The organism is Actinosynnema sp. NPDC002837 (assembly GCF_040295345.1).
GTDB lineage: Bacteria > Actinomycetota > Actinomycetes > Mycobacteriales > Pseudonocardiaceae > Actinosynnema.
In genome coordinates, this window is sequence record NZ_JBEOVG010000009.1 from 54,866 (window position 1) to 81,077 (window position 26,212).

Consider the following 26,212-nt stretch of genomic DNA (forward strand, 5'->3'; position numbering starts at 1 on the left):
GGACGCGGTCGAGGGGCAGCGCCACCTGGTCGGGGGACATGCCTAGCTGGGAGGTCGAGCAAGCCCTTGTAATGAACGGAAGGTAGTTATACAAACACCGAACGTCATGATCGGCGGTCGGGGAACGAGGTGCGCGGTAGTGATCACGCAGCGATACGGCCCGTTGGAGTTGGGGTTCACGACGCAGTTCGACTTCCTGTGGGACGACCGGGGGTCCGGGGCTCCGCGCAACGGCAGCTTCTGGCGACCCAAACCGCCGAGCGGGTGGTGGGCGCTCGGCGGTTTCGCGACCGACCGGCACGACAACATCAACGGGCAGCGCGGCGGCCTGGTGGCCAGGGTGGCCGACGAGGCGAGCGGCCTGCTCAGAGCACCGGTCGACTACGAGTTGATCTGGACCGATCGCGGCAGCGGAGCCGATCGGGACGGGGCGATCTGGCGGCCCAAGCCCCCGGCGGGGTACGTGGCGCTGGGTGATCTGTGCTGGTCGGGGTGGAGCAAGCCCCCGCTGAACGCGATGGCCTGCGTCCGGCGCGAGTACCAGGGGCGTCAGTACATCCGTGACGCGCGGGTGGGCGAGCAGATCTGGAACGACGACGACTCCGAGGCCGACCGGGACGTGTCGGTGTGGCGGGTGGACGCACCGGCCTATCCGGGCGTGGACGACCACAAGCGGCTGATTCTCGCGCCGGGCCTGTTCACCGCCTACCCGGCCTACTACCGGGGCTCGCCACCGCCGCCCTCACCGGTCACGTGGGCGCTGGACCTCCCCGCCGTGGTGGAGGAGCTGAGCGGCCCGACCCGGCCGGTCATGGACTCCCACGAGGAGCCGCCCGACGGCACGATGGCCGTGGACCGCCGGGTGGTCGTGCCCTACACGATGGTCAACGACACCGAGAAGACCGAACCGTGGAGGGTGCAGAACTCGCCGTTCTACAAGCTGGAGCGGCGGCGGTTCTTCCAGGTGGTCCACTACTTCGACAACCGGTCCGGCAGCGAACCCGACACCGGCACCCGTCGGGTCACCACCGGGGTGACCAAGGACCAGAGCACGGAATTTTCGCGGAAGACGGGGATGAGCGTCTCCGTCGAGGCCGGCGTCAGCGCCCTGGACCTGTTCAGCGCCAAGGTCACCGTGAGCATGTCCCTCGAACTGGGCTACAGCCAGCGGTTTGGCATCTCGGAGTTCGCCTCGGAGAGCAACGACCAGGACCTGACCGTCCCGGCCGGGGCGGCGGGCTGCCTGTGGTCCAACACCCACGTGCTGGTTCCGATCCGCAAGGACGGCAGCCAGATCGGCGGCGGCGTGCTGACCGTGCCCACCAAGTCCTTCACCAAGGGCGAGTACCCACCCGGCAGCAACGTGCTGCACACCAACCACGCCGACGACCGGGCATTCACCACGGTCGACGACATCGACATCCCGTCTCCGACCCCGGCCGAAGCGGACACGCCCACCGCCGTCCGGTAACAACACAGCGCGTCGCACACCCGGTCCCCACCGGCCCACCGTCGCCTGATCCAAGGTCCGGTCAGCGCAGATAGCCGAAGCGACGTAGCTGCCGGACCAGCTCCTCCCGGTTCTCGCCCACGGCGTTGACGAGCTGGGCGGCGGTGGGGCGGGGAACCAGGGAGCGCCGGTATCGGCCGCCTTGCTTGGCCAGCTCGCCGAGCTGGCGGCCGATGCCCCGGCTGGTGGTGGCGTCGCGGGTGAACTCGTATCCGCTGGCCACGTACACCTGTCCTCGGCGGCGTGCGTTGACCACGCGGCCGATGTCGGCACCGGCCCGGATCGCGGCGGCGTCGCCCTTGCCGAACGCCTTGTCCTGCTGGGCGGGGGTCATGCCGTCGAACAGGGCTTGCGGCGACCGGTTCGCGCCGTCTTCGCGCCACTGGTCGTGGGTGACCGGGCGCATCGAGCAGTCGCAGCGCGGGTGCCGCAGGAACCCGGTCGAGTACCGGTAGAGGCGGCCGGACAGGAGGATGCAGCGCCCGCAGGCGGGCAGGTGCACCACCCGTTCGTATCCGGCCACCTCCGGCTCCACGATGCTGCCGACGTACAGCGCGAGGCGGGCGGTGTCGGCGGTCTCGGTGGACACGTAGGTCAACAGCCGCGCCAGGCCGATCGCGCGGGCTTCGGTCTCGGGCACGTCGGCCAGGCGGGCGCGGCGGTAGTAGCCGAACGCGAAGTCCAGCAACGCGCCCAGCAGCAGCCCGTTGGCGGCCAGGCCCACGAACGCGGAGGCGACCAGCAGCCGCAGCGGCGCGGACACCGCACCAGCCGCGGCGAGCGTGCCCGCGATGTAGAGCGGCGCCAGCGCCGCCGACCGCTCCTGTGCCTCCTCCACCGCCGCCACGACCTGAGGCCGCACCTGCTCATCCCACGACCGGGAGGCGTCGCGCGGGTTGAGCTGCATCCAGGCGGCCTGGGCCTGGTCGACGGCCGCGCGGACGATGCGCTGCTGGGCCCGGTAGTAGTCCGCGTCGAGGTCCGCCGACGTTGCGGGAGCACCCACGGGCATCACCTCCCGGCGGGCACCGGTTCCCGGAACTGCACCGCCAACGGCGGCACGCCCACCGCCGGGTCGAGCAGGACCGGCGCACGGCGCGCGGGCACGCGCTCGAACTCCGGTTTGTCGTCGGCCGGATCGCGGGGCGCGGGCAGCGGCTTGGGACCGAACTCGCCCGCCTGGTCGCCGATGGCCCGGTTGTACGCCTCGGCGTCCTCGGCTTCCATTTCCCGGATCTGGGCATCGGAGTAGCCCAGCGCGCGGCGGGACGCGCGGCGCGGCAGCAGCCGGTCCGCGCTGAACAGCTTCACCACGCCGTCGGCTTGTGCGGCGAAGGTCGGCGTGGCCGCGTCGACCCACTGCGCTTCCATGCGCAGCGCTTCGTCCGGCACCCGCCCGTCGCGCACCAGCAGGACTGTGCGCATGACCTCTTCCCAGCCGTCACCGAAGCTGCGTTGACGGCGTTCGGCGCGCTTGATGTGCCGGGACTCCGACGAGCGGATGCCGTCCGCGCTGGCGGGGTTCTCGGTGGCGTAGCCGAGGAAGTGCGGCGGCAGGCCGGTGAGGCTGGCGACCAGCCGCGCCAGGGCGTTGAGGGTCGAGTGGAAGTTCGATAGGTCGGCCTCGGGGAACTGCCCGACGCTGACGCCGTCCTCCTTCGGGCTCTTGGGCGAGGCCCACAGGACACCGGCCACCGCTTCCCACGGCGTCAGCGGCCGGCCCTGGGCGTCGACGAAGTCCTCCTTGTCGAAGCCCAGCGCGTAGCGGCGCGGCATCGCGTGGTACTCCGCCGACACCATCATGTCCGTGGCGATCTTCGACGCGGCGTCCGACAGCGGCAGCACGGCGGCCAGCTCGGAGCGCCCGAGCCGGGGCGGGGCGGTGCGGCGGCGGCGCGTGCGGGGCCGGTTGACGATCGGCACCACCGGGACGCGGCCGAGGCCGTGTTCGTCGCGCTGGTCCTCGACCCAGGTCCCGCCGCCGTCCTCGCTGGTGTACCAGATGGTCTCGTTGGGCAGGTACAGCGTCGCCCACGCCTCGGTGGAGCCGTCCTCGGCGTCGTCGCTGAACTGCCGTTTGAGCGCGGCCCGGACGCGGCGGGTCCGCGGGTCCAGGTCGACGTGGACGTCCAGCGGGGACTCCACCGTCACCAGCGGGGTGGCGGCGTCGTCCTCGTTGGTGCCGACGATGGCGAACGCGCGCCCGAGAGCCAGGGCGTCGACGTGGGCCTGTTCGGCGTGCAGGTCCAGCCGGTTGGCCTGCCAGATCTGCCACAGCTCCCGGTCCGCCGCCTGCTGGCCGCCCAGCCGAAAACCCGTCAGGTCCAGGCGCTCGTCCAGCGCGTCGACCACGAGCTGAGGCCAGTTGATCACCACCTGGCGCACGCGGCCGTCCAGGCGGCGGATCAGCTCAGGGTGCATGTACGACAAGGGCTGTTCGCCCTCGTAGTAGGCGTCCAGGAGTTCCAGTTCGGGGAGCTGGGCGTTGTGCAGCCGCGCCAACCGCGCGATCCACTGGGTGGGCGACAGCTCGAACTTGGTGGAGATCAGAGCGATCACCACCAGCGGCGCGGAGGGCGGGGCTATCCGGTGCCGGGCAGCGGTCCGGCGTCGGTGCAGGTCAGTTCGGCCCAGACGGTTTTGTGATCGGCGTGCGCGACGACGCCCCAGTCCTTGGCCAGCCGGTCCACGATCATGACTCCCCGGCCGCGCAGCTCGCCGATCCGGGAACGCCCCAGAACCGGGTGCTCGGGGGAGGCGTCGTCCACCTCGATACGGATAACGCAGGGCTCCAGCGAGCGGGACAGCCGCAGGCTGCGGGGCGGCAGGCCGTGGTCGTGTCCGTTGCTGACCAGCTCGGTCACCACCAGCAGGCAGTCATCGAGGTCTTCTCCGGTCAGGTCGGCTAACACCTGGGCCGTCCACCGGCGCACCAGCGACGGCACCACCGCGCCCAGGTCCATCTCCCAGGGTCCGGCGGGCGTGTCCGATTCCCCAGCACTCACGAGACCACGTCCCATCCGGGTAAGCCGCAGAGCCTTCACGAGGGATGCTCGGGCGGCCGTCGCCGACATCATGCCGGATCTAGCCCATGACCACCATCCGCGACGATTTCTTGACCTTCGCGCCGCGCAGTTTCCAGCCGCCCACCGCCATCGCGGCCGTGGGCACGGCGTCGATGCGGCGGCCGGTCTTGCCGCGTTCGGGCTTGTCGGGGCGGATGAGGTCGGGTTCGCCGGGTGGGTGGCGGACCTCGACGGCGTCGAAGCACCACTCGGCGACAGGGTTGCCGTGATGGGACCACCGACGTGACCTGGTCAGGGCCATGAGTTCGTTCATACCGGCCGTCATGCCCTTGTAGGTCTGGGCCACCGGGAACATCGGCACACCCGTGCGCTTCTCCAGCCGTTGGCGCACCGGCTCACCGGACCACTCGTCGTAGGAGATGTCCGCGACCCGCAACAGGCCAGTGTCGGCGACGACGTCGGCCTCCACCTTCTCGTAGTCGATGACCTCACCGTCCGTAACGGTGATCCAGCCCTGATCGACCCATCGGGACACGCGGCCGTCGGTGCGCTCGTCCAGGGACTTGACCCCAGCTTCGGGCAGCCAGAACCGCCACAGCGCGGAGGGGTGGCCGTCGATGCCGTCCGGGACGATCAGGCACCAGGCGGTCAGGTCCAGCTTCGAGGCGAGATCCAACCCGCCCCAGGCGGGCCGGCGGGCCAGTTCCCGCCGTAGCTGCTCGGGTTGGTCGCGGGTGCTGCCGGTGCAGGCGGCGTAGAGGTGCATCGGCATCCACCGCGACGCCTGGTTGACCCACTGGTTGAGGCGGAACTGCCGGAAGGCGTTCTCCTTGAGCGGGTCGTTGCGGGCTTCGAGGGCTTCTTCGCGCAGCGCGGCCAGCGACAGGAAGTCACCGAGCGCGGGGTTGGCGTGGTACCAGTTCACCTCGTCCCACGGGTCGGCGTCGGCGGGGGTGTTGCGCAGGTAGACGAACCGGTGCGGCGCCCGCGCCGGGTCCTCGCCGATCTTCACGAACTCGTCGTGCTCGGCCTTGGCGAAGGAAGCGGGGTCGTTGCCCGCGGTCGTGGCCGCGATCAGCAGCGGCTCAAGCCGCGTGCCCATGCCGGTGCGCATGGCGTTCCAGAAGTCGCCGTTGGGCTGGGTCAGGACCTCATCGAAGATCACGCAGGACGGGTTGCTGCCGAGGTTGCCCAGCGCGTCGGCGGGCACGACGGCGTAGACGGAGTTGGTCTTCTCGTCCACGATGCGCGCTGAGTGCTCGATGACCCGCAGCCGCTTGGACAGCACCGGGGACAGGCGGACCATGCGGGCGGCGACGTTGAACACCAGCTTCGCCTGGTCGGTGTCGCGGGCACAGCCGTAGACCTCGGCCGACTCCACACCGTCCCCGACCAACAGGTAGAGCGCGACGAACGCCAGCAGCTCGGACTTGCCGTTCTTGCGGGCAAGCTCGATCCACGCGATCCGGAACCGGCGGACGTAACATTCGGCCTCGTCGTCCCAGCGGACCTCGCCGAACAACGGCCGGACGATGTCATCGCGCTGCCAGGGAGCGAGGATGAACGGCCGCCGCGCCCACCGGTCCTTGGTATGGACGCAGATCTCCTCGGCGAACGCCTGCGCGTGATCCGCTCTCGGCTTGCAGAAGTGCTCGCCTCGCTTGCGGCAGGTGCGGCCGTCGAAGGTGCGCCCGCACACCGGCAACCGCGCCCCGCGATTGGAGGTCTTCGTGGTTGTTCGGGGCGTAGCGGTGCCGGTGCGCGAGCTGGTCTTGGTGCGCTTGGGGTTAGCGCGAGGGTTAGCTGAGGAGGCGGCCTGCGCCCTGGTTCTGGTCGCCACCGCCCACCTCGACCTTGATCGACTGGCGATCCGAGGGCGTCAGTCCGAAGCGCGCGGCGTAGGTCAGGAAGGTGCGTTCGGCCTCGGCCTGCACCTGCAACGCCGGGTTCTTCATCAGGCCCGACCCGCCCTGCACCAGCAGCGCCGAGCCGTTCACCAGCGCGGTGGCGTTGCGGTAGCGCGCCAGCGCCTCGCACAGGATCAGGAACGCGTCCACGTCCCAGGTGGTCAACACCTTGCGCTTCTCCAGGTCCGGCGCGAGCCGCGCCCAGATCTCCCGCGCGCCATCCGAAGCCCAGTCCGGACATTCGATCTCGCCCGCTGGCGGCACAGGCTCCCGGTCGTTGATCCGGTCGGCGCGGTCGCCGTGCAGGACACGCAGGGCGGTGGGCTTCGCCGCCGGGCCGCGCTTGCCCATCGGCACCACCACCGTCTAAGCGGCCGTGACTGTCGGACCCGTGCCGTAACGTGCGCCCATGCCGATTGACATGGGCGACTTGCCGGGATGGTTGGAAGCGATCGGAACGGTAGGTGCCTTCGCCGTCACGACGCGTTTGCTCTGGTTGGAGCTGCGACGACGCCGAGAAGCGCTTGCCGAGCAGATCCGCGAGCAGGCATCGAAAGTGTCGTTCATCCAGCGCCGCGAAGGCCCGCAAGAGATGGGAATTAGGTTCAGCAACCTGTCTCACCTGCCGGTGCGTAGCGTCACTGTGCATATCGAAATCAACGGCATCTGTCGGGAATCCATCTCGTTCAACTCGATTCCGCCGGATCGGGGGGACTATGGTTCGCCCGAGCTGACCCAGTGGGTGAATGGTCATGCGCGGAGAGTGTTCGAGTCGACAGGAATTCCCGAAATGAAGATGGGTGTAGTGATCGACTTCACCGATGCGAACGGCAGGCGATGGCGGCGCGACGAGAACGGATATCTCGAAGCGCTGCCGTCTGACCCGCCTGACCCGTTCCCGGAAGTCGTGGTCAAGTAGCCCGTCAGGTGCCGGAGCTGCGGCCTCGGGCCGGTCCGGCGGCGCGGCGGGTGAGCAGGCGTCGGGCGGCGACGGCCGCGCGGCGCAGGCGTTCGCGCATGTGGGTCCTCCTCTCGGTCAGTCGGTGTCGCCTTCGGCGTCGGTGGGCATGGGGATGCCGAGGGCGCGGGCGACGGCGTAGCCGTCGAGGTACTTGTCCCCGATGGCCATGAGGCGGGCGGCGGAGAGGAAGGCTTCCTTGTCGGCGCGGGTCTTGAAGCAGACGGCGAACCAGTACTCGCTGTCGGTGGCCAGCCGGAACCGCTCGTCCTCGCGCTTGGTGCGGTCGCGGAACCCCTGGGCTACTGCGTCCAGCTCGGCGGCGGCGTCGGTGGCGAGGTCGCCGGTGTACTCGACCCCGGCCAGCGGGTCCGGCTCGGGCTCGGCGTTGAGCTGGGCGAGCAGGTCGGCCTGCGAGGTGGGGCCGCCGACCGCCGCCGTGGCCTGGAGTTGGGCGAGCAGGTCGGCGTTGGGGTCGCCTGCGGGGTCAGGGGGTGAGGTCACGGCGGAAGAACTCCAGATCGGCGAGTGGGAACCAGTCGAGGATGCGGCGGAAGTCGTCGGGCGCGTGCTCCCGGATCGGCGCGAGGAACCGGTAGTCCAAGCCGTCGAACGACCGGCCGAACCACTCGTACTCCGGGGGCAGGGGCACGTTGTTATGGGCGAGGGCGCCGCGCACGTCGGCGATGCGCCAGTCCCACACGATCGAGACCTTGCGCAGGTGTTCGCGCAGCGGCCCGTGGGTGACCATCGCCATGCGCCTGTTCGGGCTGTCCGCGGCCCGCACGCCGTCGGCGTTCCAGACCTCGGGCAGGCCCAGGTCCTCGCGCAGCATCCCGGCGATCTCCTCGTAGGTGGGCTCGGGGAACTGCGCGGCCTCGATGATCGCCAGCCTCTCCGGTGGCTGGAACAGGAAGGCGTTGAGCCACCGGTACAGCGACGGGTGCGGAAGGTTGATGATCGGCGTCTGGAAGAAGTCCTCGTAGAACTTCAGGCTGTCGTCCACGAACCTCAGGCCGGGTACGAGGTAGAGGTGGTACGGGATGACCTCGATCCCGGCCTCGCGCATCGCCAGCCACGCGGCCAACGAGTCCTTGCCCCGGCTGAAGCCGAGCAGAACCGGGTTTCCCTCCTCCGCGAGTCGAGCGCGGATCTGGTCGGACGGGGTGATGCCGTCAATCTCGATGGGCAGGGCGCACCTCCGCACGGTTTATGCGCGGCGCATGAGGTGATGCGTCGTGCATGATCGGGTCATGGTCGACGTGATCGCGGAGAGGGACCGCAGGCTCGCCGAGGTGTTCGAGCGGTTGGAGCAGGCAGCCGGCCAAAAGGCGGCGTGGTCGGACGAGGTCGAATCCCTTGTGCGCCAGGCACGTGCGCTCGGCGCGTCGCAGGACGAGATCGCGCCGCACGCACAGGTTCACCAGTCCACGGTGAGCCGGATGCTCGCCCGAACCGACCCGGCCGGAGACGGCTCGGCGGACGTGGGTTAGGCGTCGGCGGAAACCTGACCGGACCCCAACGGGCCTCAGTGGCTTGTGCCGTTTCGGGCGGTGCAGGGGTGACCCCCCTGGGGTGGCGCGGCGGCCGGTCAACGGGCGCGCGATCGTGGTGCGATCAGTAGTGGTCACGGGGCGTTCCACCCTCCGAGCGTGCGCCGGTCGGTGGCGGTGATGTGGGAGTGGCAGCCTGCACACAACCCCCGGCCCCTGCTCGGGTCATCAGGGTCAAAGCCAGCGGCCACCAGCTCACGCCGCGTGAGCGGCCAGTGGTCGGCCACGGTGGACGGCCGGTCACACGGCCTATCCGGGTGTCGGGGGCACTGGTCACGGTCACAGCGGCACACCCGGTCACGGACCAGCACAGCGGGCCGGAAACGGCTCCTGTGTGCCCCGGTGTAGCCCCGGTCGGCTGAGGTCCCACCGGCCCTACGGGCACGGCTACGGCACTGGTCACAGCGGCCACCGGAACGGCTGAGGTTCGGGCAACCCGGCATTGGGCACTGGCGGGCAGCTCGGTTTGGCACGGGCACCACCGGCCGGTCACGGGCAACGGGCAGAGCCCCCACACCGGGCGGTGTGGGGGCTCTGCGGTCGGGGTGCTCACCGGGGAACGGTGAGCCATTGGTCGGGAAGGATGCTGCTGTCCACGGTGATCCACCGGTCAAGACCTGCCAGCAGGGTCACCCACCGGTCGGGGTCGGACAGGTCCTGTTTGCGGAGTTCGGCCACGGTGGCGGTGAGGTTAAGGACCGGGAGGGCGAGCCCGTAGTGCAGGGACGCGTCATCCTCGGTCGGGCAGGTCCACTGGTTGGGGAGGAAACCACCTCCGGTGAGCCAGTGGTCAAGTGCCTCCCAGAGGTCCGGCAACGGCCCAAGGTCTCCGGGCTGTCCGAGCCGGTGGGTGCGGAGGATGGCCCGGATCTCTTCAAGGGTGGTGGTGGGGTCCACGGTCAGGCCACCTTGAACAGGGAGAAGGCCAGTTCCTTGGTGTCGCGGCCCTTGCCGGTCAGAGCCCTCTCTGCTCGGATGCGGTCGGCGTTCTCGGTGTCGCGGACCGGGGCGAAGTGGTCCAGGTACTCCACCACGGTCTGGTAGCCCTGCCAGCGGGTACCGGCCTTGCGCCTGCCCTTGATGTTGGCGTTCGTGTCCCCCTTGAAGATGCCCATCAGGGTGGCGGTGAGCTGGTCGTCACGCTCCTTGACGTCACCCCGTGCGTCGGCGTCCGGGGCGGGCCAGATCTCCCGGCACAGCTTCTCGAACTCCTTGACGGCCAGCTCGGATTTGATCATCTTCTCCGCCTCCTCCGCGAAGGCGTCCCGGTAGTCAAAGGTGATCTTCAGGGCCTCGCGGGCCTCCTGGATCCGCTGCGGCGCGTTCGTCGTGTGCCGGACGGTGTAGCGGGACCGGTGGTTGGCCAGAGCTGCGGCCTGGGTGTTCGCGCACACCACGCGGACCGGGGTCACCAGGAATTCGGAGGACTTACCGGGCTGGAAGTAGTTGAACGCGGCGAGGTTCAGTTCCACCGGGTCAACACCACCCACCATGATTCCCTTCGGGAAACGGGCGGTGATGAAGGTGGACAGGCCACCACGGAGGGAACCTGCGGTGTCCACGATGGCCCCGGAGTCATCCAACACATGCTGGAGGACGGAGCCCATTTCCTCGTTCGAGATCGGGGTGTAGTCCAGTCCACCCACACTCAACACCTCGGGTTCCCCGGTCACGGGGTTAGTGCGGATCACGGCCCGGTGGGTCGGCACGGGCAGCACGGTGGCGGTGTCGTCGGCATCCACGATCCGGTTGTCGTCCATGCCCTCGTGGTCACCGGTGATGCACATGTCGTCGTGCTTCTCGCCCAACTGTGCGGAGCACTCCACACACTTGGTGCCCGGCACGGTGGCCACCACGGGCTCCATGCGCACGTTCCAGTCGGCCAGCTTGGCCAGGGACAGGGCATCGGTGACGGTCATCAGGCCATCGGTGGTGACCCCCAAACGGTGCCATCCGGGGGTATTGGCTGAGACAAAAGCTGCGGTCCCATCCTGGTGAATCTCAATCTCATGAGCCATTACGGCTGACTCCTTAACCAGAGTCACCCTTGCGGGTGTCAGTGGGTGTTTGTGTTGGCACCACTGACATTACCGGCCATGCGGGCTCTGTCCAGCCCTTTTCGGCACATTGTCACACGAATAGAGCAGCGCATTTATCGTATTAGTTCGCGACCTGCGGCGACGGTTTCCCGTGGAAAGAGAATGGGCTCGACGGAAGCCGTCGAGCCCATTCCTGCCCTGCGATCAATGTGCCAACACAAACCGTAGGAGCAGGTCTATCCTGCCCGGCGGCCGTCGGGCTGTCGAGCGGCTGATCACGTCCGGCTCCCGCGCGGCGTCGAGGCTAGGGCCAGCTGGGGCGTCGCCGACCGGCGCGGCGTGGGGCTCACCAGCCCGCCACCTCCCGCCACAGCTTCTGGAACGCGGGCTTGCGCAGGTGCGGAGTGATGTCGGCCTTCCACTCGACCCACACCTTCAATCCCTCGGTAGTCAGGCGGGTGCGTCTGCCGCGCGGGACGATCCAGCCGCGCCGGGACGCTTCGGCACGGTCCTGCCGCACGTCCCGGCGCTCTGCGTCCACGTCCGCCATGTCGGCGGGTTCGAGGTCGAGCAAGACCAGGTAGAGCACCCGCAAGTGCCACTTGTCGGCTGACAGAGGACGAAACAGGTCCAGCTCGTACTGCTCGACCGTGGTCAGGCCCACCCGGTAGTAGAAGATCGCTTCGGCGACGGTGGGGTGGGCGTGCTGCTGTTCGGTCGGGGCCGTCACCGCGGACCGCTGCCCTGCTCGGCGAGTGCTTCCAGGTGACGGGGCGACCCGATCGGCACGATGTCCGGCCCGTGGACGGTCTCCTCCCCGCTGAACCGCGCGGCGTGGCGAGCGCACCAGGGTTCCTCGTACTCGGTGTCCATGATCGTGCCCAGCTCGGTGCACAGAGTGTCGGTGCACTGGGCGCAGCCCTCGCACAGCATCGCCCCGAGCGTGACGACCTGGCCGGTGTGAAGGAGGACGACAGCGGCCGGTGAGTCGTCGTTGGCGCAGCGCGGCGCCGGGCGGGATTCGGTCGCGGTGCTCACTTCGGGTCCCCCTTGCCGAGGATGGTCACGCCGTGGGATCCGAACTCGGGAGAGCGCCAAAAGGGCTCGGTCATCAGCCAGACGTCGATGGCGAACCACAGCTCCCCGGAGGTCTTACGGGGCAACGTGGCGCGGGCCAGGTCCAGCACCCGCAGGCGGAGCTGGCGCGCTTCGGTGGTGAACACCGCGTCCGGGTCGAGCCAGGCGAAGTAGCGCAGGTTGGTCGCCGGTCCGAGGATGAACCGGTCTGACAGGCCGCCGATGTGCACGAACAGGTGCCTGCGGTCGGAGCTGCACAGCACACCTGCCGTCGCGGTATCGGGCATGATCCGGTCACGCTGGTCGAGGATCGCCCCGTAGAGCAGGTATGCGGCGTGTTCGGGATCAGGCCGGTGGGAGTTCATCGCAGCCACCCGGTGAAGAAGCTGCGAACCTTCTCCCACAGGCGACGGGGCTTGTCGGTGATGTAGTAATGGCGCACCGACACCCGGCCGGGCTTGTGTTCGCCCTGTTCGTACTCGTGCAGGAGGATGACGTTCGGACCCATGAACCGGCTGGTGGCGAATTCGCTGAAGTCGTTGACGTACTCCATGACGTTGTACTCGTCGATCAGCTCCGCGATCTGGCGCATGAGCCGGTGGGAGTGGTGCGGGTCGACCAGCACGTCCGGGGCGACCCCGAAGACCTGCACGTCGATGGTCCACGGCCGGTCGACTCGGTAGCGGTGGACGGTGGCGGCGAACCACAGTCCACCGAACTCGCGGGGCAGCTCGTCCATGAGATGACGGGCGAGCTGCGGCACGCTCAGGCCCTCGGTCTCGTGGTAGCGCCTGCCGATGAACGGATACTCGACGGACGTTTTCACCGGTACTTCCCCTGCCCCTGTTTCGGGCATGGCTGATCTACGGTGGTCTTGCATTGAATACCCCTCCAGTGGGTTACATGTGCCCCTGAATCGGAATTCCAACGGCAATTCCGGGGCTCCTTTGATCCTGTTACCGGATGTGGTTCCGGGCAAGTGCAGGAAATGGAATACATGTCACCGGTGGAGGGCGCGGAATGCGCAGCATTCCGGAAAGTGCGGTGCGGGGACGTGGACTTCGTGGGGATGCGGGCGGCGGCGTCGCGCGGGGCGCGCGGATGGGGGTGGCCGGGCCTGCTGTGGTGAGCCGCCGCCCGCACGACGAAGGCCCGCCGCGCTGGGGGTGAGCGCGACGGGCCTTCGGGTCAAAAAGGGCACACGTGTACCCAATGTGGCCATTATGCGCGCCGAAACGACTGAAGGTCAACCGGTCGGCACGGCCCATGACGTGACCCCGCTCACGCTAGCGTCTCGTAGGTGAGCTGCTGGTCGAGCACCTCGTTGAGCTGTGCCCACACGTCTAGGCCCCAGCTGTGGCGGCACTGCGCGCACACGGCCTCGACGCGATCGGGATCGATGCTCAGCGCCGGGCGGCGGATCCAGTCGGACTCGTCGTCGGACCAGACCTGCACCGTGGCGGTCCCGCAGTCCGGACACGCGCGTCCGCGCAACGGGAACCGGGGTTCGGGATCGAGCATCAGCCGAGCGGCCCGGACCCACTCGTTCGCCCGGTCGGCGGCCCACAGCACGTAGTCCGGGGCCGCGTGCTGCCAGTCCTCAGCGTGGGCGCCCCAGTCGCGGACCTGCTCGCGGAGGGTGCGGGCGTCGTGGGCGTGGGCGCGGCAGGTCTTGCGGACCTCCGTGCGGATCTCGGCCAGCAGGCCCAACGCGCCCAAGCTCGCGGGCGGCCGGGAGCCGAGCTTGCCCGCCGCGCCCGAGCGCCTGCCCTCCGGGGTGACCGCCTCGCGGACCTGATCGAGCAGCGGTAGCACCTCGGCGACCTCCTGGCCGTCGTCCTGGCGATGGATCACGTACAGGCCAGGCCGCACCAGCTGGTCGACCGCGACCTCCCACGCCAACCGGGCGGCGGCGGCCTGCTCGCGCGTCGGCGCGGCTGGAGGCTCGTCGCTGTTGTCCCCGTTGTGGATGAACTTGGGGACAATCCCGTCGAACTCGTGCTCGTCGTGGTCGTAGCCCTCGAAATCGTGGGCGCTCATGCGGAGACTCCTTGCGGCGCGGGCGGAATGGCACCGCCGCGCGTGGTCGAGGCCGTGCCCGCGGCCTTCGTGGCGCGGGCGGAGGTCAGCCGGGAGGGGTGCATCCGCGTCACGGGATCGCGTTCCTCGCGGCGGCCGTCGCGGGTGCGGGTCAGCGGCTTGCACACGCGGCCCGCGTGGGCCAGGCAGAACGGGCAGCGCACCGTCCCGGCCAACTCCGTGTCCGGATGGCGGGTCCAGCCCATCGCCTCGTACACCGCCCGGATGCCGCGCTGTCCAGCGGTAGCGAACGCGGCACGTTGACGAGCCTTGTCGGCCGAGGTGACCGGCAGCGGGGTACGCGCGGAGCTGGGCATGACGTCGGTCTGGTGCAGTGCTGCGACCTGTGCGAGCTGGGCGATTTCGGCCGGACTGGCGTGACGAACCCGTTGCGATGGGATCGAGGCCAGCGCGGCCTGGCATTGCGCGGCCGTGTGCCCGCGCAGCTCCCGCCACCACGCCGTCACGGTCTCCTCGGAGATCGGGCCTTCGTCGGCGACGCGGTAGTGCAGCAGCAGCGCGCGAACCTCCGAGCGGGTCAAGGTCGGTCGGCCGGTCACGCGGCGACCTCCGCCCCGTGCTCCTCTCGGGCGTCCTCATCCGCCGGTTCCGTGGCGATCGTCGTGGCCAGGGCGTCGTCCAAGAGCCGCTGGAGGGTGGCGGTGTCGGCGTGCGCGGGTAGCTCCCCACGTGCGGCGAGGCCGACCGGCGAGCGGTCGTCGTCGGCGATGGCGTCGGCGCGGATCTGTTCGAAGGTCTGCGCCACCGCCAGCTCGCGCTGACGGGACTTCGCGTCGGTGGGCACGCGTCGGGCACGCATCAGCTCGCCTACCAGGTCGGGCAGCCACCTCGGCGGAAGGGTCTTGCCCGCCCACACCCGCAGCCCTGCCGCGATCACCGCGGGCTCAATGCCCTCCCTCAGCAGGCCGATCACCTGCGCACGCAGCGCCGCTACCACTTGCCGAGGCTGGGTGGGGCAATGCACGGTCACCAGCCGTTCGGCCTCCGCGCGGCGGGCCTGCCGGACCGAGCCCGACTCCGGCCGCTCGTCCCGGACTTCGGCGGTCGAGGGCCGGCCGTCGCGCGGGCGGGCGCCTGTACGCGCGGGCGCGGGGACACCCACTTCTTCATCTACCGACGCAAGGACAGGTTCTCCTGTCTCCCGCTCCCTACTCCCTTCTCCCAGGTCTTTCGCCGAAGGGTTCCCCGAGGGGGTCGCCGAAGGGTTCGCGGTCGGCATGCCTGAAGGGGTGGTCGTGGCATGAGCCGCTGGTGTGGTCGGGCGTGCCTGCGCGCGGGACTTGGCTGTGCGGCCGATGCCGGGGACCTCCATCGCGGCCATGACCGAGGCAGGCAGCTCCCGCGCGCCGTTCTCCAGCTCGGTGGCGGCGATGGCAGGTGCGGGGCCGGTGATCTGGGCGGGCAGGCGGCGCAGCTCGCGGGCCAGCGCGGCGCGCAGGATCGGCGAGACGATGTCGAACGCGACCCGTAGCGCTCCGCGCAGCATGTTGGGCTGTTTCCACAGCTCGTCACGGCGGATGAACGACCTGACGAGGACTTCTTCGGTCTCCTGGTCGACCACCAGGAACCGAGCCGCGTCCAGTTCGCTCAAGGCGGCGCGCACGGTCGCCACGTCCAGGTCCGGGTGCGACCGCGCCCAGCGCTTGGCCGCCAGGTCGAGCACCCCGGAGTAGGCCAGCTTGGGCTGCGAGAGAAGCTGGAGGTAGATCAACTTGCCGACGGCGGACAGCTCGATGAAGTCCGGGTCGGTCCAGATGTGCACGTACAGACGGGCGTGATCACGCGCCACGGAAGGTCATCCCCCAACAGTGGTTTTCGGGCAGCACGAACAGACCGCGCGTCGCTGCGCGGCAACGAAGTGGTGAAGCGGCTTAGGCGGTCGCGGCCTCGTCGGCGTCGACGGCCTGGCGGTGCTCGATGAGCACGGCCAAGTTGAGCGAGTAGACCGGCATGAGCTTGCCGCCGTTGCCGCCGCGCGCGTCGGTGGAGCGCACATAGCGGCCGGTGGCCACGAGCAGCCCGACCGACAGCAGGCGGCGCACGGTCGCGCCGACCATCGGCGGCCGGACCGACGGTGCCAGGTGTGCACGCCAGCGGTTGGCGTGGGTCTCGCGGAATGGGTCGGTCATCGCGTCCTGCACGACGGCGCGGACTACCGCGGCCGACTGGTCGGCGTTGCGAGGCTCGGTCGCCAGCAGGGCGGCGATCCGCTCCACCGTGCCGCCGTAGTCCAGTGGCAGCCCGACAAGGTGTCGGGCGATCTCAGCGGTCAGCTCGCCGATCACGCGAGGGTCACTGCTGCGGGGCGTCGTGCGGCGGGTGCGGGTCCGACCGGTCCCCCGAGACCGGTCGGACCCCGCCAGTGACGTCACGCGGCGTCCAGCAACAGAAAGGTGCGGACCTCGGAGATCTCCTCGCACCTGCGTGCCAGCTCCGGGTTCAGCTCTCGCACCAGGCGCGGGCTCAGCGTGATCCGCAGCGCCTTGCGGTAGGTCACCACGGGTACGCCGTTGATTGTGCCGACCTCGATGTCACCGAGGCGGAGCTTGATCTCGCGCTGCACGTCGGCGCGGAACTTCTTCAGGCCGTCCAGTTGGTCTTCCACCCAGCGCAGCAGGTCGATCTGTGCGGCCAGGTCATCCACCGCGATCGACTCGGCGGCGGGCACGGTAGTGGTCTTGGACATTCGACGGGCCGCCCCCTCGACGGCCGGTGGCACTTGAGACCAAGTCTTCGGATGCCCGGACGTGTCCGGACGCTGCCTAAGCTCGCGAGCCACTTCGACAGCAGCGCGGCGTGCGATCTGCGCCACGCTGAGCGCACGGTCTGTAACACTCTGAGTTGAGACCGCGATTTTGCGGTTTGGGGATCACGAAGCACCGCGCCCTCCCGTAGATGAAGTCTTCACGTGCGTGAAGATTCGTCGTCACGTGTGTTGCGATCTACGGGCAGCATAGGTTGTTATCGAGGGGGTTCGTCAACGACGATGAGGATATTGGCGTGTATCTTCACGCACGTGAAGATCTGGGGGTGTCGTGATGCAGGATGATCAGCGGTCCATGCCCAGCGTGGCCGAGATCCTCGAAACGCTGTTCGACCGTCACCGCAAGCCCGCACCGGCTGGTAGCAAGCGGCCGGGTCGGCCGTACAGCAACCAAGAGGTCGCAGACTGGTGCACGGCGAAGGGCGTGGAGATGTCGCAGACGCACGTCTGGAACCTCCGTCAGGTATCCAAGTCCGTCGACCCTCGCGTGAGCCACCTCAAGGCCATCGCGGAGTTCTTCGGCTACCGGCCGGCGTACTTCCTCGACTCCGAGGTGTACTGGGAAACCGAGGCGCGGTACGGGAATCCGAACACCGATGGTGAGGCCGACGACCTGGCCACAGCCCGCCAAGCCGCACAGGCGCGAGTGCTGCTTCGCCGCGTCGACAACCTCACCCCGGCGGGGCGCTCGCTGATCGCAGGCGTTGTCGACCAGGTGGAGGAGTGGGAGAAGCACCGTGTGCAGGACAGCCCGCAGCAGTAGCCGTCCAGGGCTCGCCGGGCGGACCGTCGCACGAATCCGTGCCGCCCTCCGGCGTGCCGAGCGGGCCGAGCAGTGCGCACCGGTGGTCGCGGAGAAGGAAGTCGTCCGGTTGGCGAGGAGCCTGCCCATCACCGACCCGTTCGACATCGAGGCCTTGGTGGACGAGGTGGCGCGGATCGTCGGCACTCCGGTCGAGTTGGCCCCGTACCCCGAGCGGACGGTGACAGAGGCACGGCGCCTGGGCGAATCCCTTCCTGCTGCACTCTGTGTCGCGACCGCCAACCGCTTCCACGTCCTCCACCGCGTGGACACGACGGCTGATCACCAACGGCACTCGGTGCTGCACGAGTTGGGACACCTGCTGTGCCGCCATCTCGTGGTGACGCCCGACGCGACGGCCTCGGACGGTCCTGCCGATGAGGCACAGGTCCGCGCGATGCTCCGCAGCACCTATGACGACGACCAGGAACACGCGGCCGAAGCGTTCGCCTACGAGTTCGAGCGCCGCTTGGGGCCGGTGCGGGTCAGCGGACAGCGCTCCGCGGAAGCACCGGGCCTGGGCGAGGTGGTCGACCGCTACACCTCCTACCTGGAGGGGTAGCGCGTGCTCAGCTTCTCGCTGCCCTTGTGCATCCTGGTCACGGCTGCGGCGATGTTCTGGTTCGGCTCCTACCGCCAGACCCGCCGCCCCGGAGTCGGCGCCATGTGCACCGGCCTCGTCCTGCTCGAGGTCGCGATCATCGCCGACTTCCTCAAGGCTCAACCCGCGTTGAGCGCTTTGCCGATGCAGCTTGCGCAGCACGGTTCGGTGCTCGTGTCGGGCTACTACGTGCAGGTGTTCTGCCTGCACCTCACGACCGACGCACAGCTTGTCGCGCGGCAGTTGCGGTTGCGGAAAGCGATGCTGGTAGCCGCGTTGGTCAGCCTGGTGACCTTGTATGCCCTCGGCCCGTGGCGTTATGGCCTGACCGTGATCGCCTCGGACCACGGAGACCTGCCTTGGGTCATGCCGTACCTCACCGTCTACGGCACGTACCTGGCATGGGCGATGATCGACGTCCTGTGGATGTCGCGCCTGGCGGGCCATGTCGGCAGGCGACACCTGAGACTCGGCTTGAGACTGATGGGCGTGGCAAGCCTCGTCGGCATGCTCTACGTGGCGCACCGCCTCGGACTCAGCGCCGCCTCAGCCCTCGGAGGCGAAGTCGACCAGGCCGAACCCGACCGCTGGACCGTCAGCACGTGGCTCATCTTCCTGTCGGTCCTGCTGTTCATGCTCGGCGTCATGATCCCGCCACTCGGGGCGCGTTGGGAGGAACGACAGGCTTACCTGCGACTCGAACCGCTGTGGCGCGCGTTGACCTCCGTCGCACCCGAACTGGTCTTCGCACGCGGACGTCACACCAACCGTCTACGCGTCCGCATCACCGAGATCCGGGACGTCCTGATCGGCCCGCTGCACCCGTACCTGGATCAGGAGATCATCGACAGCGTTCGGGACCGACTGGACGGGCAACGACTGCCACCACACCGTGCGCAAGCCATGGCCGAGGCCGCCGCGGTCGCGTGCGCGATCGAAGCCAAGCGGCAGAACTTCCCGGCCCTCACGGTCGATCCCGTGGTGATCGGCGAGACCGACGAAGCGAACGACACGTTGAACCTCATCCGCATCGGCGACGCCTTCGCATCACCGGTTGTCGCCGAGACCGTCAAGGAGTTCCTGGACCACCATGACCGCACACGCTGAGACCCCGGCGCGGGGGAGACGCCGCAAGCTGGCACGCGCGGCCACGGAAGTCTTCGCGCCGTGGATCTGGGTCCTGGGACTCCCGTTGGCGGTGAGCTGGCACGCGACAGGAGATGTGCTCGCCACCCTGGCATGGGGGGCAGTCGTCGGCATCACCGGCTCCGTGGTGCCGATGCTGGTGATCATCCGGGGGGCTCGCCGAGGCTTGTGGGACGGCCGCCACGTCACCAGACGAGAAGATCGGTTCGTACCGTTCATCACCTGCATCTGCTCGCTGGGAGTCGGGATCGCCGCTCTGCTGATCGGCGACGGCCCTGGCCGCCTGATCGCACTCGCCGTAGGAATGTTCGTCAGCCTGATCGCCAGCGTCGCCATCACGTTCGCACTGCCTGTTCCCAACGGGCGTGGCTGGAAGATCTCGATCCACGCGGCCGTGGCTGCAGGCGCCGTGATGGTGCTGACCATCGACTATGGCCCCTGGCTTCTGCTTCTCACACCCGCCGTCGCTCTCGTCGCCTGGTCACGTGTCGAGCTTCGCGACCACACCACACCTCAAGTCCTCGGCGGCACCGCCCTGGGCGCACTCGTAGGCGGCCTGTTGTACTGGCTCTTGATATGAAGGCCGTGAGGTCATTCGGCAGGTGTGCCCGTCCGTCCCGACTCGCCGGAAGGCCCCTGGGCCCACTCGTGCGTGAGCAGTGAGAACAGCTCCGAGTCTCGCCATGCCCCGTTGGTGAAGACGTGGTGGCGCAGCCGACCCTCGTGGGTGAAGCCAAGACGCTTCACCACGGCGATCGAGGCCGGGTTGTCCGGGCCGATCGCGGCGCTGATCCGATGCAGGTCCAACGTAGTGAACCCAAAGGTGATCATGGTCCGCGCGGCGTCGGTAGCGTAGCCGCGGCCCCAGTGGTCCGCCGCGATGGCATAGCCGAGTTTCGCCGCCCGCGTGCCCGTCAGCCCCAGCCGGGCGAACCCGATCAGGTGGTCATCGTCGCGGGTAGTGACCGCCAGGTAGTACTCGGCGCGCGGCTCCTGCCGCGCGCGTTCGATCGTGCCCGTGATCATCGTGCGGGCCTCGTCGCGGCTGCGGCTGTCGAACGACAAGAAGCGGGTCACGCGGTCATCCCCGACCACGGCCACCGAGTCATCCACGTCGGTGGCGCGGAACTCACGCAGCCGCACCACCTGCCCGACCAGGTCCACCGCGCTCACCGGGGCAACACCAGTCGCTCGGAACCGAAGGTTTGCAGCGCGTCCGCCAGCTCCGCCGCCGGGCGGCCGTCGCCGACGCCGCGCAATGCGGTCACAACATTGTCAACGGCCATCACCACGCCGTGGATGCGCTGCGCCACCGGCATCAGCAGGACCGGCGCGAGGGCTTCGGCAGCGCCGTCGACCTCGCCCCGTGCCAGCCTCGCCACGGCCAGCGCACAGCGGGTTCCGGCCTCGTCGCCGAACGCCCGATCGTCCGGGCTCGTCGCGTAGGCGTCCAGTGCCTCCAGCGCCAGCCGCTCGGCGCGCTCAGCGTCGGCCGCCCACGCGAGTGCTTCGGCGGCGTAGTAGAGCCCGCGTGGGCGGCTGAACGTGCACAGACCGCCCATCTCGTCCAGTTCGTCGCCTTCGGCTTGCTCGCGGATGTCGGCGGCGTTTTCCACCGCTGCCCGGGCGTGGTCAGCCCGCCCCATCGCGGCCAGCGCGCGAGCCTGCCCGCTGGCCAGCCACACTCCCGCCGTGCCCCGGCTGCGGGCGGCTGCGTCGGCGCCCTTCTCGGCGTAGCGCACCGACTCGGCGAACTGCCCCGACCAGTAGGCGATCAGTGCCTGGAGCCCCCGCGTCCAGGCTCGCAGCCCGTCGTGCCCGGCGTTGTCCGCACACACGTGCGCGGCGCGGGCCTGTGTCATCGCGTCGTGCGGTGCGCCGAGGTCGTGACTGGCTTTGGCCATCAGCCCTGAAGCGACCCCCGCCAGCAGGTACAGGTCTCGGGTCTGGTCGGGCTTCTGGCGACCCTCCAGCAGGCCGAAGGCTCGTCCTTGCACGTCTACCAGGTCACCGAGCAGATCCTGCAAGGGCTGTCGAGGGTAGGCGTTGACAAGCCGGCGCACGTCGTCGGCCAGTTGGTCGAGCGCTTCGGTACCCACGTTCGTCGCCTCCGCTCTGGTCAGGAAGTCGCGTGCACGGTCGGCGCTCAACGCGATCACCTGCCCTTCCCAGTCACTGCGCCCATCTCCACGGCGTGGGACGGGATGGTCGTGACGACGCGCGGACAAGGTTGCAGCGTGCCCGTAGGGCGTGCCCAGCAGCCGTGCGGCCGGCTCACCGAACAGCCGTTCGAGCGCGCTTTGCGCGTGCTGGTAGGGCAGGGACCGCAGTTCCCCTGCGACCCACCGGTATGCCTGCCGCTCGCTCAGCGCGGTCCCGGCCACACGCTGGTAGCGGCGGCGGAACTCCTCCACCGTGAGGTGGCGCTGCCGCAACACCTGCTCCAGTCGGGTGCGTGGCGGTTCGGTCACGATCACCTCCGGGCCGTCGTCGTCCGAGTTCACGTTAAGCCTCCTCAACGCGAATGGGTTCCTGCTTCAGCCAGACGGCAGTAGGCGGCAGGAGAAGACAGCGGGTACGACATGTCGAGGGCAGGCGACCTCGCCGATGTTGAGAGCATGACGAGAGCGACGTTCGTTCTCCTGCTGATCGGAACCGTGGCCTCCGGTCTGGCGCCCCGTGTCACACCGCGTGAGCGCCGCCGTGCAGCGACGCTGGCCGAGCTGCGCGCGCCTCGCGCCGGGGAAGGGCTGAGCCCGTGCCCGACGTCGACGGGGCTTCCGGTGACCGCGACTCGGGCGTTCAGGTCGGCCTACCGGCTACCCGCCGGGGAGGTCGCGTCGTGGAGCTGATCTTGCCCGCGGTCGGTGAGGCAGAGATCGTGAAGGTTTATCCGGTCCTGCGCCACTTGGTCGACCTGCGCAACGGCGGCTGGCGGTTCCTGCCGATTGAGGCAGGCCGGGACCAGATCGACGGCTTCCGGCAGTGGCCGGGTGGCTGGCGTGACGGCATCCGGTTCAAGGACGCGGGCGATGCGTTGGGGCTGCGCCTTGACCGTGACCACGCGATCACGTGGGAGTACACGGGCTCGCTCGCCGACGTCGTCCAGGAGCTGCTGTTGCTGCCGCACCCCGGCTCACGGCTGGCCCCCCGCTTGGCGAGGGGAACAGGGCCGCCGCACCTGGGCTGACGCGGAACTGAATCACCTCTCGCTGTGACCGCAACACGCCAGGAACAGAGGAGATCGTGGAGATCGAGGAGAAGCAGAAGCCGGTGCGGTTGAGCAGTGCGCACAGCCGTGAGCTTGGTGAGGAACTGCGTAGGGCACGCCGTCGGGCGCGGATGTCGTCCGAGGCTAGCGCCGAGGCCATGCAGTGGTCGGTGGGCAAGCTGTCCAAGCTGGAGACGGGACATCGCGGCACCAGTCAATGGGACATCGCCTGCCTGCTCGGTCGGTACGGGGCCGACAAGGCGGCTCGTGAGCGCGTCATGATCATGGCCGCCGAGCTGGACACGGGGAACTTCCTGCGTATGCACAACGGGGTGCCCGACGACCTGGCGGCGCTGTCGGTGCACGAACGACAGGCCCGCGGCATCGCGGTCTACGAGCCCTTGACCATCCCCGCTCTGGCGCAGACCGAGGACTACGCCCTGGCGATGACCGGTGGCCCGAACCCAGCCGGGATTCGCATGCGTCGCCAACGCGAGCTGCGGATGCTGGGGAGCCTGGAGACGGTCTTCTACATCCACGAGGCCGCGCTGGGGCAGACGGTTGACACGCCGCGCGTCATGCGTGACCAACTGCTGCATCTGACGCTGATGGGCAGCTGGCCCAAGACCCAGGTCCGCATCATCCCGCAGACCAGCCACTTCCACCCCGCACTGCGCGGTCCGGCCACGCTGATGACCTTCGCCGGCCCGCTGCAGCCTCTGGCCTACGTGGAGACCGACACCGGGGTCGTTTTCCACGACGATCCCCACGTCGTGGCGGTCTACCAGCACAAGATGCAGTACCTCGACACCGTCGCCCTCGACGGCGAGGAATCACGTCGGACGCTGGCCAGGTGGGCCAGCGCCTACGCGCAGGCCGCCTGACACAGCGCGGTCGACCTCCGATCCGCCTCTTCCGATCGGCCCCCACCTGCTCAAAGCAGGTACCAGCTCACGCGCCGGGACCAGCTCGGCGACGCAGCAGTGGTACGACGTGACAGAAGGAGAGTCCGTTCACCGATGGCACAGCCCGCAGACGCGATCGACCAGACCACCTATCTCAGGATCACCAGCGAGGCAGACTTCACGGAATCCATCACCGCTGACGGTGACTACGAGGTGAGCTTCGGCACCAAGGCCACGGTCGCGCTCACACCCGACGCGGCGGAAAAGTTCTTCTGGATGCTCAGCGCGAAGGTCCCGGAGCTACGGCGGCTGGCGGACCAGTTGTTCACCCTCACCTGATCGACATGCCCCACGGGAGCCCACACCGGACCCGTGACTCCAGGTAGCCGCCAGCTTCGCAGCTCGGCGGCTACCCGGAGGGTGCACTAGGTGGTGAGGGAGCTAACGGGCCTGATCAGCAGTTCAGGCCCCTGAGCAGCCACAACAGAGTTCTCATGCTGTGTAGTCAGGTCCACAAAAGACACAGCACACGAAGAGCGGGAACCGGTTCGCCGGTTCCCGCTCTTCTGCGTTGTGGCGGCGGAACGGCGCGGTGCGTTACGGGTGTGCTCCTGGATCCGCCGGGGCGAACCAGTTGATGTCGCCCAGGGCGTCCTCGGCTGTGCCTCCCAGGACGGGATCGGACAGCAGGGCGTGCAAGGTGGGCACCACGGTGCTCCTGGTGATCTTGCCGTGGATGCGTGCCAGGTGGCCGAGGCAGGTCGCGGCCAGCAGGCGCAGCCGGATGTCGTACTGCGGCGACAGGTGTTCGAGCAGGATCGGTTCCACCCAGTCGCCGTCGGGGTCGTCGTAGGTCAACTCCAGCAGAGCCGGGTTCGCCAGTTGCGGGTCGCCCGAGCCGATGGCGGTGAGCATCTCGGCACGCCAGGGCTCGTCGACGTCGACCGACGGGTTCATCTCGGAGTTCACGGGGGAGATTCTGCGCTCGCGGTTCGCTCATCGGCGAGTGCTATCCGGTTCACCGGTCTTGATCCGGCCCTTTGGTCCGTGGACGCCGGCCGGTCGTCCGGGGCTCAGCCTTCCGCGCCGGACGTCGAGGCGGGTTCCGCCGCGGGTGCGGCTTGGCCCAGGGGCTTGGCGTGGCGGAGCAGGACGAGCGTTGCCACGGTCAGGGCCGACAGGATCACGGTGCTGATGATCGCGGCGAGCGTCACGCCACCGGTGAACGCCTCGCGAGCCTGGGCCAACAGGCCGGCGGCGGCGTCGGAGGGCAATCCCCCGGCCGCGGTCAGGGCGCCTGGCAGGGTGTCGCGGGCGTCGGTGACGGGCGAGGCGGCCATGTCGCTCCGGTAGGCCGCGACCGCCACCGTGCCGAAACCGGCGATGCCCAGCGCGGTGCCCAACTCGGTCCCCGTCTGCACCAACGAGGAAGCCGAACCCGCCCCCTCCGCGGGCGCCGTGCCGACGACCAGGTCGGTGCCCAACGACCCGCTGGACCCGATGCCGAACTGCACCATCACCGACCCGGCCACCAGGAGCGCGACACCGGTGGTCGTGCTCATCTGCGTCAGCACGGCGAAACCGGCGGTGGCGATCGCCAGACCGACCGCCATCACGTACCCGGGCCGCAGCCGGCGCGCGGCGATCGGCGACAACAGCGACGCCGTCACCAGCCCGATCGCCGGCACCACGAGCCAGAACCCGGCCCGCACGGCCGAGAACCCGAGCACCTGCTGCAGGTACTGGCTGGCCAGCAGCATCGAACCGGAGATGTTGGCCGACGCCAGCAGCATGATCGCGATCCCGCCCGCGAACGTGCGGTTGCCGAACAGCCTCAGGTCCAGCAACGGGTTGGGCAGCTTGTGCTGCCGCACCACGAACACCGCCCCGAAGCCGAGCCCGACCAGCAGCGCGACGGCGTGCACCGGCGTGACGCCGTCCCGGGCGAAGCCCTTGAGCCCGTACACCACGGGCAGGATCGCGGCCAGCGACAGCACCACGCTCGGCAGGTCGATCCGCCCGGCCCGGGGGTTGCGGAACTCCGGCAGCGTCAGCGGGCCGAGCACCAGCAGGGCGACCATGACCGGCACGCCGACCAGGAACACCGCGCCCCACCAGAACGCGTCGAGCACCAGCCCGCCGATCACCGGGCCGACCGCGATGCCCGCCATGAAGCAGCTGATCCAGACGCCGATCGCGAGGCTGCGCTGCTTGGGGTTGGCGAACATGACCACCACCAGCGCCAACGTGTTCGGCAGCATGATCGCGCCGGACACGCCGAGCAGCGCACGGGCCGCGATGAGCATGCCGGGGCTGCCGGAGTAGGCGGTCAGGACCGACGCCAGCCCGAACAGCGCGCCGCCGACGAGCAGCAGCTTCTTGCGGCCGACCCGGTCGCCGAGGGTGCCCATGGTGACGAGGAAACCGGCGATCATGAACGGGTAGATGTCGCCGATCCACAGCAGTTCGGCGCTGTCGGGCCGCAGGTCGGCGCTCAGCTCCGGCAGCGCCAGGAACAGGACGCTGACGTCGAGCGAGAGCAGGACCGGCACCAGCGCCAGGACGGCGAAGCCCAGCCAGTCGCGTCCACCGGCGCGCGGTTCCGCGCCCACG

The 26,212-nt window shown here is 69.2% G+C and carries 32 protein-coding genes; 10 read left to right on the top strand and 22 right to left on the bottom strand.

Going from position 1 to position 26,212, the window contains the following annotated elements:
- Positions 1 to 139 precede the first annotated feature (139 nt).
- A complete protein-coding gene (locus ABTZ99_RS09270; protein ID WP_499609818.1) occupies positions 140 to 1,471 on the top strand; it encodes a Vps62-related protein in 1,332 nt (443 codons plus the stop codon).
- Between the two features lie 61 nt (positions 1,472 to 1,532).
- Here the strand turns inward: ABTZ99_RS09270 and ABTZ99_RS09275 are convergent, their stop codons facing one another.
- The 5 genes from ABTZ99_RS09275 to ABTZ99_RS09295 form a co-directional block, all read right to left on the bottom strand.
- Positions 1,533 to 2,516 carry a hypothetical protein gene (locus ABTZ99_RS09275; protein ID WP_499609821.1) on the bottom strand — a complete coding sequence of 328 codons (984 nt, stop codon included), beginning with the start codon at positions 2,514 to 2,516 and terminating at the stop codon, positions 1,533 to 1,535.
- A 5-nt stretch (positions 2,517 to 2,521) separates the two neighbouring features.
- Positions 2,522 to 4,072 carry a phage portal protein gene (locus ABTZ99_RS09280; protein WP_499609823.1) on the bottom strand — a complete coding sequence of 517 codons (1,551 nt, stop codon included), beginning with the start codon at positions 4,070 to 4,072 and terminating at the stop codon, positions 2,522 to 2,524.
- Positions 4,073 to 4,092: 20 nt separating this feature from the next.
- Complete coding sequence (locus ABTZ99_RS09285) at positions 4,093 to 4,473, bottom strand: ATP-binding protein (protein ID WP_499609826.1); 381 nt, start codon at positions 4,471 to 4,473, stop codon at positions 4,093 to 4,095.
- A 121-nt stretch (positions 4,474 to 4,594) separates the two neighbouring features.
- Positions 4,595 to 6,235, bottom strand: coding sequence for a terminase large subunit (locus ABTZ99_RS09290; protein ID WP_499609829.1), 1,641 nt, complete (start codon positions 6,233 to 6,235; stop codon positions 4,595 to 4,597).
- A 100-nt stretch (positions 6,236 to 6,335) separates the two neighbouring features.
- Complete coding sequence (locus ABTZ99_RS09295) at positions 6,336 to 6,794, bottom strand: phage terminase small subunit P27 family (protein WP_499609832.1); 459 nt, start codon at positions 6,792 to 6,794, stop codon at positions 6,336 to 6,338.
- 58 nt (positions 6,795 to 6,852) lie between these two features.
- Here ABTZ99_RS09295 and ABTZ99_RS09300 point away from each other — a divergent pair, with 58 nt between their 5' ends.
- Positions 6,853 to 7,362 (top strand): hypothetical protein, encoded by a 510-nt coding sequence (locus ABTZ99_RS09300; RefSeq protein ID WP_499609835.1) that lies wholly within the window; start codon positions 6,853 to 6,855, stop codon positions 7,360 to 7,362.
- Positions 7,363 to 7,479: 117 nt separating this feature from the next.
- Here the strand turns inward: ABTZ99_RS09300 and ABTZ99_RS09305 are convergent, their stop codons facing one another.
- Both ABTZ99_RS09305 and ABTZ99_RS09310 read right to left on the bottom strand, forming a co-directional pair.
- Positions 7,480 to 7,905: a hypothetical protein gene (locus ABTZ99_RS09305; protein WP_499609838.1), complete on the bottom strand. Its 426-nt coding sequence runs from the start codon at positions 7,903 to 7,905 to the stop codon at positions 7,480 to 7,482.
- Positions 7,889 to 8,608: an adenine nucleotide alpha hydrolase family protein gene (locus ABTZ99_RS09310; protein ID WP_499609841.1), complete on the bottom strand. Its 720-nt coding sequence runs from the start codon at positions 8,606 to 8,608 to the stop codon at positions 7,889 to 7,891. The genes ABTZ99_RS09305 and ABTZ99_RS09310 overlap by 17 nt, the downstream gene beginning before the upstream one ends.
- A 31-nt stretch (positions 8,609 to 8,639) precedes the next feature.
- Here ABTZ99_RS09310 and ABTZ99_RS09315 point away from each other — a divergent pair, with 31 nt between their 5' ends.
- Positions 8,640 to 8,894: a hypothetical protein gene (locus tag ABTZ99_RS09315; protein WP_499609844.1), complete on the top strand. Its 255-nt coding sequence runs from the start codon at positions 8,640 to 8,642 to the stop codon at positions 8,892 to 8,894.
- 609 nt (positions 8,895 to 9,503) lie between these two features.
- Here ABTZ99_RS09315 and ABTZ99_RS09320 read toward each other — a convergent pair.
- From ABTZ99_RS09320 to ABTZ99_RS09370, 11 genes are all read right to left on the bottom strand, one after another.
- Positions 9,504 to 9,851 (bottom strand): hypothetical protein, encoded by a 348-nt coding sequence (locus ABTZ99_RS09320; protein WP_499609847.1) that lies wholly within the window; start codon positions 9,849 to 9,851, stop codon positions 9,504 to 9,506.
- Between the two features lie 2 nt (positions 9,852 to 9,853).
- On the bottom strand, positions 9,854 to 10,972 hold the full coding sequence (locus ABTZ99_RS09325) for a DUF932 domain-containing protein (protein WP_499609850.1): 1,119 nt from the start codon (positions 10,970 to 10,972) through the stop codon (positions 9,854 to 9,856).
- Between the two features lie 367 nt (positions 10,973 to 11,339).
- Complete coding sequence (locus tag ABTZ99_RS09330; RefSeq protein ID WP_499609853.1) at positions 11,340 to 11,723, bottom strand: hypothetical protein; 384 nt, start codon at positions 11,721 to 11,723, stop codon at positions 11,340 to 11,342.
- Positions 11,720 to 12,031 (bottom strand): hypothetical protein, encoded by a 312-nt coding sequence (locus ABTZ99_RS09335; RefSeq protein WP_499609855.1) that lies wholly within the window; start codon positions 12,029 to 12,031, stop codon positions 11,720 to 11,722. Before ABTZ99_RS09335 ends, ABTZ99_RS09330 begins: the two co-directional genes overlap by 4 nt.
- Complete coding sequence (locus tag ABTZ99_RS09340; protein WP_499609858.1) at positions 12,028 to 12,435, bottom strand: hypothetical protein; 408 nt, start codon at positions 12,433 to 12,435, stop codon at positions 12,028 to 12,030. The genes ABTZ99_RS09335 and ABTZ99_RS09340 overlap by 4 nt, the downstream gene beginning before the upstream one ends.
- A complete protein-coding gene (locus ABTZ99_RS09345) occupies positions 12,432 to 12,896 on the bottom strand; it encodes a hypothetical protein (protein WP_499609861.1) in 465 nt (154 codons plus the stop codon). Before ABTZ99_RS09345 ends, ABTZ99_RS09340 begins: the two co-directional genes overlap by 4 nt.
- A 455-nt stretch (positions 12,897 to 13,351) precedes the next feature.
- Positions 13,352 to 14,110 carry a DUF7341 domain-containing protein gene (locus tag ABTZ99_RS09350; protein WP_499609864.1) on the bottom strand — a complete coding sequence of 253 codons (759 nt, stop codon included), beginning with the start codon at positions 14,108 to 14,110 and terminating at the stop codon, positions 13,352 to 13,354.
- On the bottom strand, positions 14,107 to 14,709 hold the full coding sequence (locus tag ABTZ99_RS09355; protein ID WP_499609867.1) for a zinc finger domain-containing protein: 603 nt from the start codon (positions 14,707 to 14,709) through the stop codon (positions 14,107 to 14,109). Before ABTZ99_RS09355 ends, ABTZ99_RS09350 begins: the two co-directional genes overlap by 4 nt.
- Positions 14,706 to 15,959, bottom strand: a complete 1,254-nt coding sequence (locus tag ABTZ99_RS09360; protein WP_499609869.1) for a hypothetical protein — start codon at positions 15,957 to 15,959, stop codon at positions 14,706 to 14,708. The genes ABTZ99_RS09355 and ABTZ99_RS09360 overlap by 4 nt, the downstream gene beginning before the upstream one ends.
- An 82-nt stretch (positions 15,960 to 16,041) precedes the next feature.
- A complete protein-coding gene (locus ABTZ99_RS09365; protein WP_499609872.1) occupies positions 16,042 to 16,455 on the bottom strand; it encodes a hypothetical protein in 414 nt (137 codons plus the stop codon).
- Positions 16,456 to 16,538: 83 nt separating this feature from the next.
- Positions 16,539 to 16,856 (bottom strand): hypothetical protein, encoded by a 318-nt coding sequence (locus ABTZ99_RS09370; protein WP_499609875.1) that lies wholly within the window; start codon positions 16,854 to 16,856, stop codon positions 16,539 to 16,541.
- Positions 16,857 to 17,238: 382 nt separating this feature from the next.
- Between ABTZ99_RS09370 and ABTZ99_RS09375 the strand changes: the two genes are divergently transcribed.
- The 4 genes from ABTZ99_RS09375 to ABTZ99_RS09390 all read left to right on the top strand — a co-directional run bounded on the left by ABTZ99_RS09375 (position 17,239) and on the right by ABTZ99_RS09390 (position 20,063).
- Positions 17,239 to 17,697 (top strand): hypothetical protein, encoded by a 459-nt coding sequence (locus ABTZ99_RS09375; protein ID WP_499609878.1) that lies wholly within the window; start codon positions 17,239 to 17,241, stop codon positions 17,695 to 17,697.
- 82 nt (positions 17,698 to 17,779) lie between these two features.
- The gene (locus ABTZ99_RS09380; protein ID WP_499609881.1) at positions 17,780 to 18,298 is read left to right on the top strand and encodes an ImmA/IrrE family metallo-endopeptidase; all 519 of its coding nucleotides are present in this window, start codon (positions 17,780 to 17,782) and stop codon (positions 18,296 to 18,298) included.
- 3 nt (positions 18,299 to 18,301) lie between these two features.
- Positions 18,302 to 19,444 (top strand): MAB_1171c family putative transporter, encoded by a 1,143-nt coding sequence (locus tag ABTZ99_RS09385; RefSeq protein ID WP_499609884.1) that lies wholly within the window; start codon positions 18,302 to 18,304, stop codon positions 19,442 to 19,444.
- Positions 19,428 to 20,063 carry a hypothetical protein gene (locus tag ABTZ99_RS09390; RefSeq protein WP_499609887.1) on the top strand — a complete coding sequence of 212 codons (636 nt, stop codon included), beginning with the start codon at positions 19,428 to 19,430 and terminating at the stop codon, positions 20,061 to 20,063. Before ABTZ99_RS09385 ends, ABTZ99_RS09390 begins: the two co-directional genes overlap by 17 nt.
- A gap of 11 nt (positions 20,064 to 20,074) precedes the next feature.
- On the opposite strand, the gene ABTZ99_RS09395 is transcribed toward ABTZ99_RS09390, so the two are convergent.
- Together ABTZ99_RS09395 and ABTZ99_RS09400 are read right to left on the bottom strand one after the other, a co-directional pair.
- Positions 20,075 to 20,656, bottom strand: coding sequence for a GNAT family N-acetyltransferase (locus tag ABTZ99_RS09395; protein ID WP_499609890.1), 582 nt, complete (start codon positions 20,654 to 20,656; stop codon positions 20,075 to 20,077).
- On the bottom strand, positions 20,653 to 21,987 hold the full coding sequence (locus tag ABTZ99_RS09400) for an NsdA family TPR-like regulatory protein (protein WP_499609893.1): 1,335 nt from the start codon (positions 21,985 to 21,987) through the stop codon (positions 20,653 to 20,655). Before ABTZ99_RS09400 ends, ABTZ99_RS09395 begins: the two co-directional genes overlap by 4 nt.
- Before the next feature lie 338 nt (positions 21,988 to 22,325).
- On the opposite strand from ABTZ99_RS09400, the gene ABTZ99_RS09405 reads away from it, so the two are divergent.
- The 3 genes from ABTZ99_RS09405 (at position 22,326) to ABTZ99_RS09415 (ending at position 23,938) form a co-directional block, all read left to right on the top strand.
- Positions 22,326 to 22,673 carry a hypothetical protein gene (locus ABTZ99_RS09405; protein WP_499609896.1) on the top strand — a complete coding sequence of 116 codons (348 nt, stop codon included), beginning with the start codon at positions 22,326 to 22,328 and terminating at the stop codon, positions 22,671 to 22,673.
- Positions 22,674 to 22,729: 56 nt separating this feature from the next.
- Positions 22,730 to 23,578, top strand: a complete 849-nt coding sequence (locus ABTZ99_RS09410) for a DUF5753 domain-containing protein (RefSeq protein ID WP_499609899.1) — start codon at positions 22,730 to 22,732, stop codon at positions 23,576 to 23,578.
- Between the two features lie 135 nt (positions 23,579 to 23,713).
- Positions 23,714 to 23,938, top strand: a complete 225-nt coding sequence (locus ABTZ99_RS09415; RefSeq protein ID WP_499609901.1) for a hypothetical protein — start codon at positions 23,714 to 23,716, stop codon at positions 23,936 to 23,938.
- Positions 23,939 to 24,196: 258 nt separating this feature from the next.
- On the opposite strand, the gene ABTZ99_RS09420 is transcribed toward ABTZ99_RS09415, so the two are convergent.
- Together ABTZ99_RS09420 and ABTZ99_RS09425 are read right to left on the bottom strand one after the other, a co-directional pair.
- Entirely contained in the window at positions 24,197 to 24,568 is a 372-nt protein-coding gene (locus tag ABTZ99_RS09420) for a hypothetical protein (RefSeq protein ID WP_499609903.1), read from the bottom strand.
- A gap of 104 nt (positions 24,569 to 24,672) precedes the next feature.
- Positions 24,673 to 26,211 (bottom strand): MFS transporter, encoded by a 1,539-nt coding sequence (locus ABTZ99_RS09425; RefSeq protein ID WP_499609906.1) that lies wholly within the window; start codon positions 26,209 to 26,211, stop codon positions 24,673 to 24,675.
- Position 26,212: the final 1 nt, after the last annotated feature.

Bases quoted from the DNA above. Each gene is read 5' to 3' on its own strand.
- ABTZ99_RS09350 (WP_499609864.1), bottom strand. From the start codon at position 14,110: ATGAGCGCCCACGATTTCGAGGGCTACGACCACGACGAGCACGAGTTC.
- ABTZ99_RS09390 (WP_499609887.1), top strand. From the start codon at position 19,428: ATGACCGCACACGCTGAGACCCCGGCGCGGGGGAGACGCCGCAAGCTG.
- ABTZ99_RS09370 (WP_499609875.1), bottom strand. From the start codon at position 16,856: ATGTCCAAGACCACTACCGTGCCCGCCGCCGAGTCGATCGCGGTGGAT.
- ABTZ99_RS09285 (WP_499609826.1), bottom strand. From the start codon at position 4,473: ATGGACCTGGGCGCGGTGGTGCCGTCGCTGGTGCGCCGGTGGACGGCC.
- ABTZ99_RS09300 (WP_499609835.1), top strand. From the start codon at position 6,853: ATGCCGATTGACATGGGCGACTTGCCGGGATGGTTGGAAGCGATCGGA.
- ABTZ99_RS09340 (WP_499609858.1), bottom strand. From the start codon at position 12,435: ATGAACTCCCACCGGCCTGATCCCGAACACGCCGCATACCTGCTCTAC.
- ABTZ99_RS09295 (WP_499609832.1), bottom strand. From the start codon at position 6,794: ATGGGCAAGCGCGGCCCGGCGGCGAAGCCCACCGCCCTGCGTGTCCTG.
- ABTZ99_RS09415 (WP_499609901.1), top strand. From the start codon at position 23,714: ATGGCACAGCCCGCAGACGCGATCGACCAGACCACCTATCTCAGGATC.
- ABTZ99_RS09325 (WP_499609850.1), bottom strand. From the start codon at position 10,972: ATGGCTCATGAGATTGAGATTCACCAGGATGGGACCGCAGCTTTTGTC.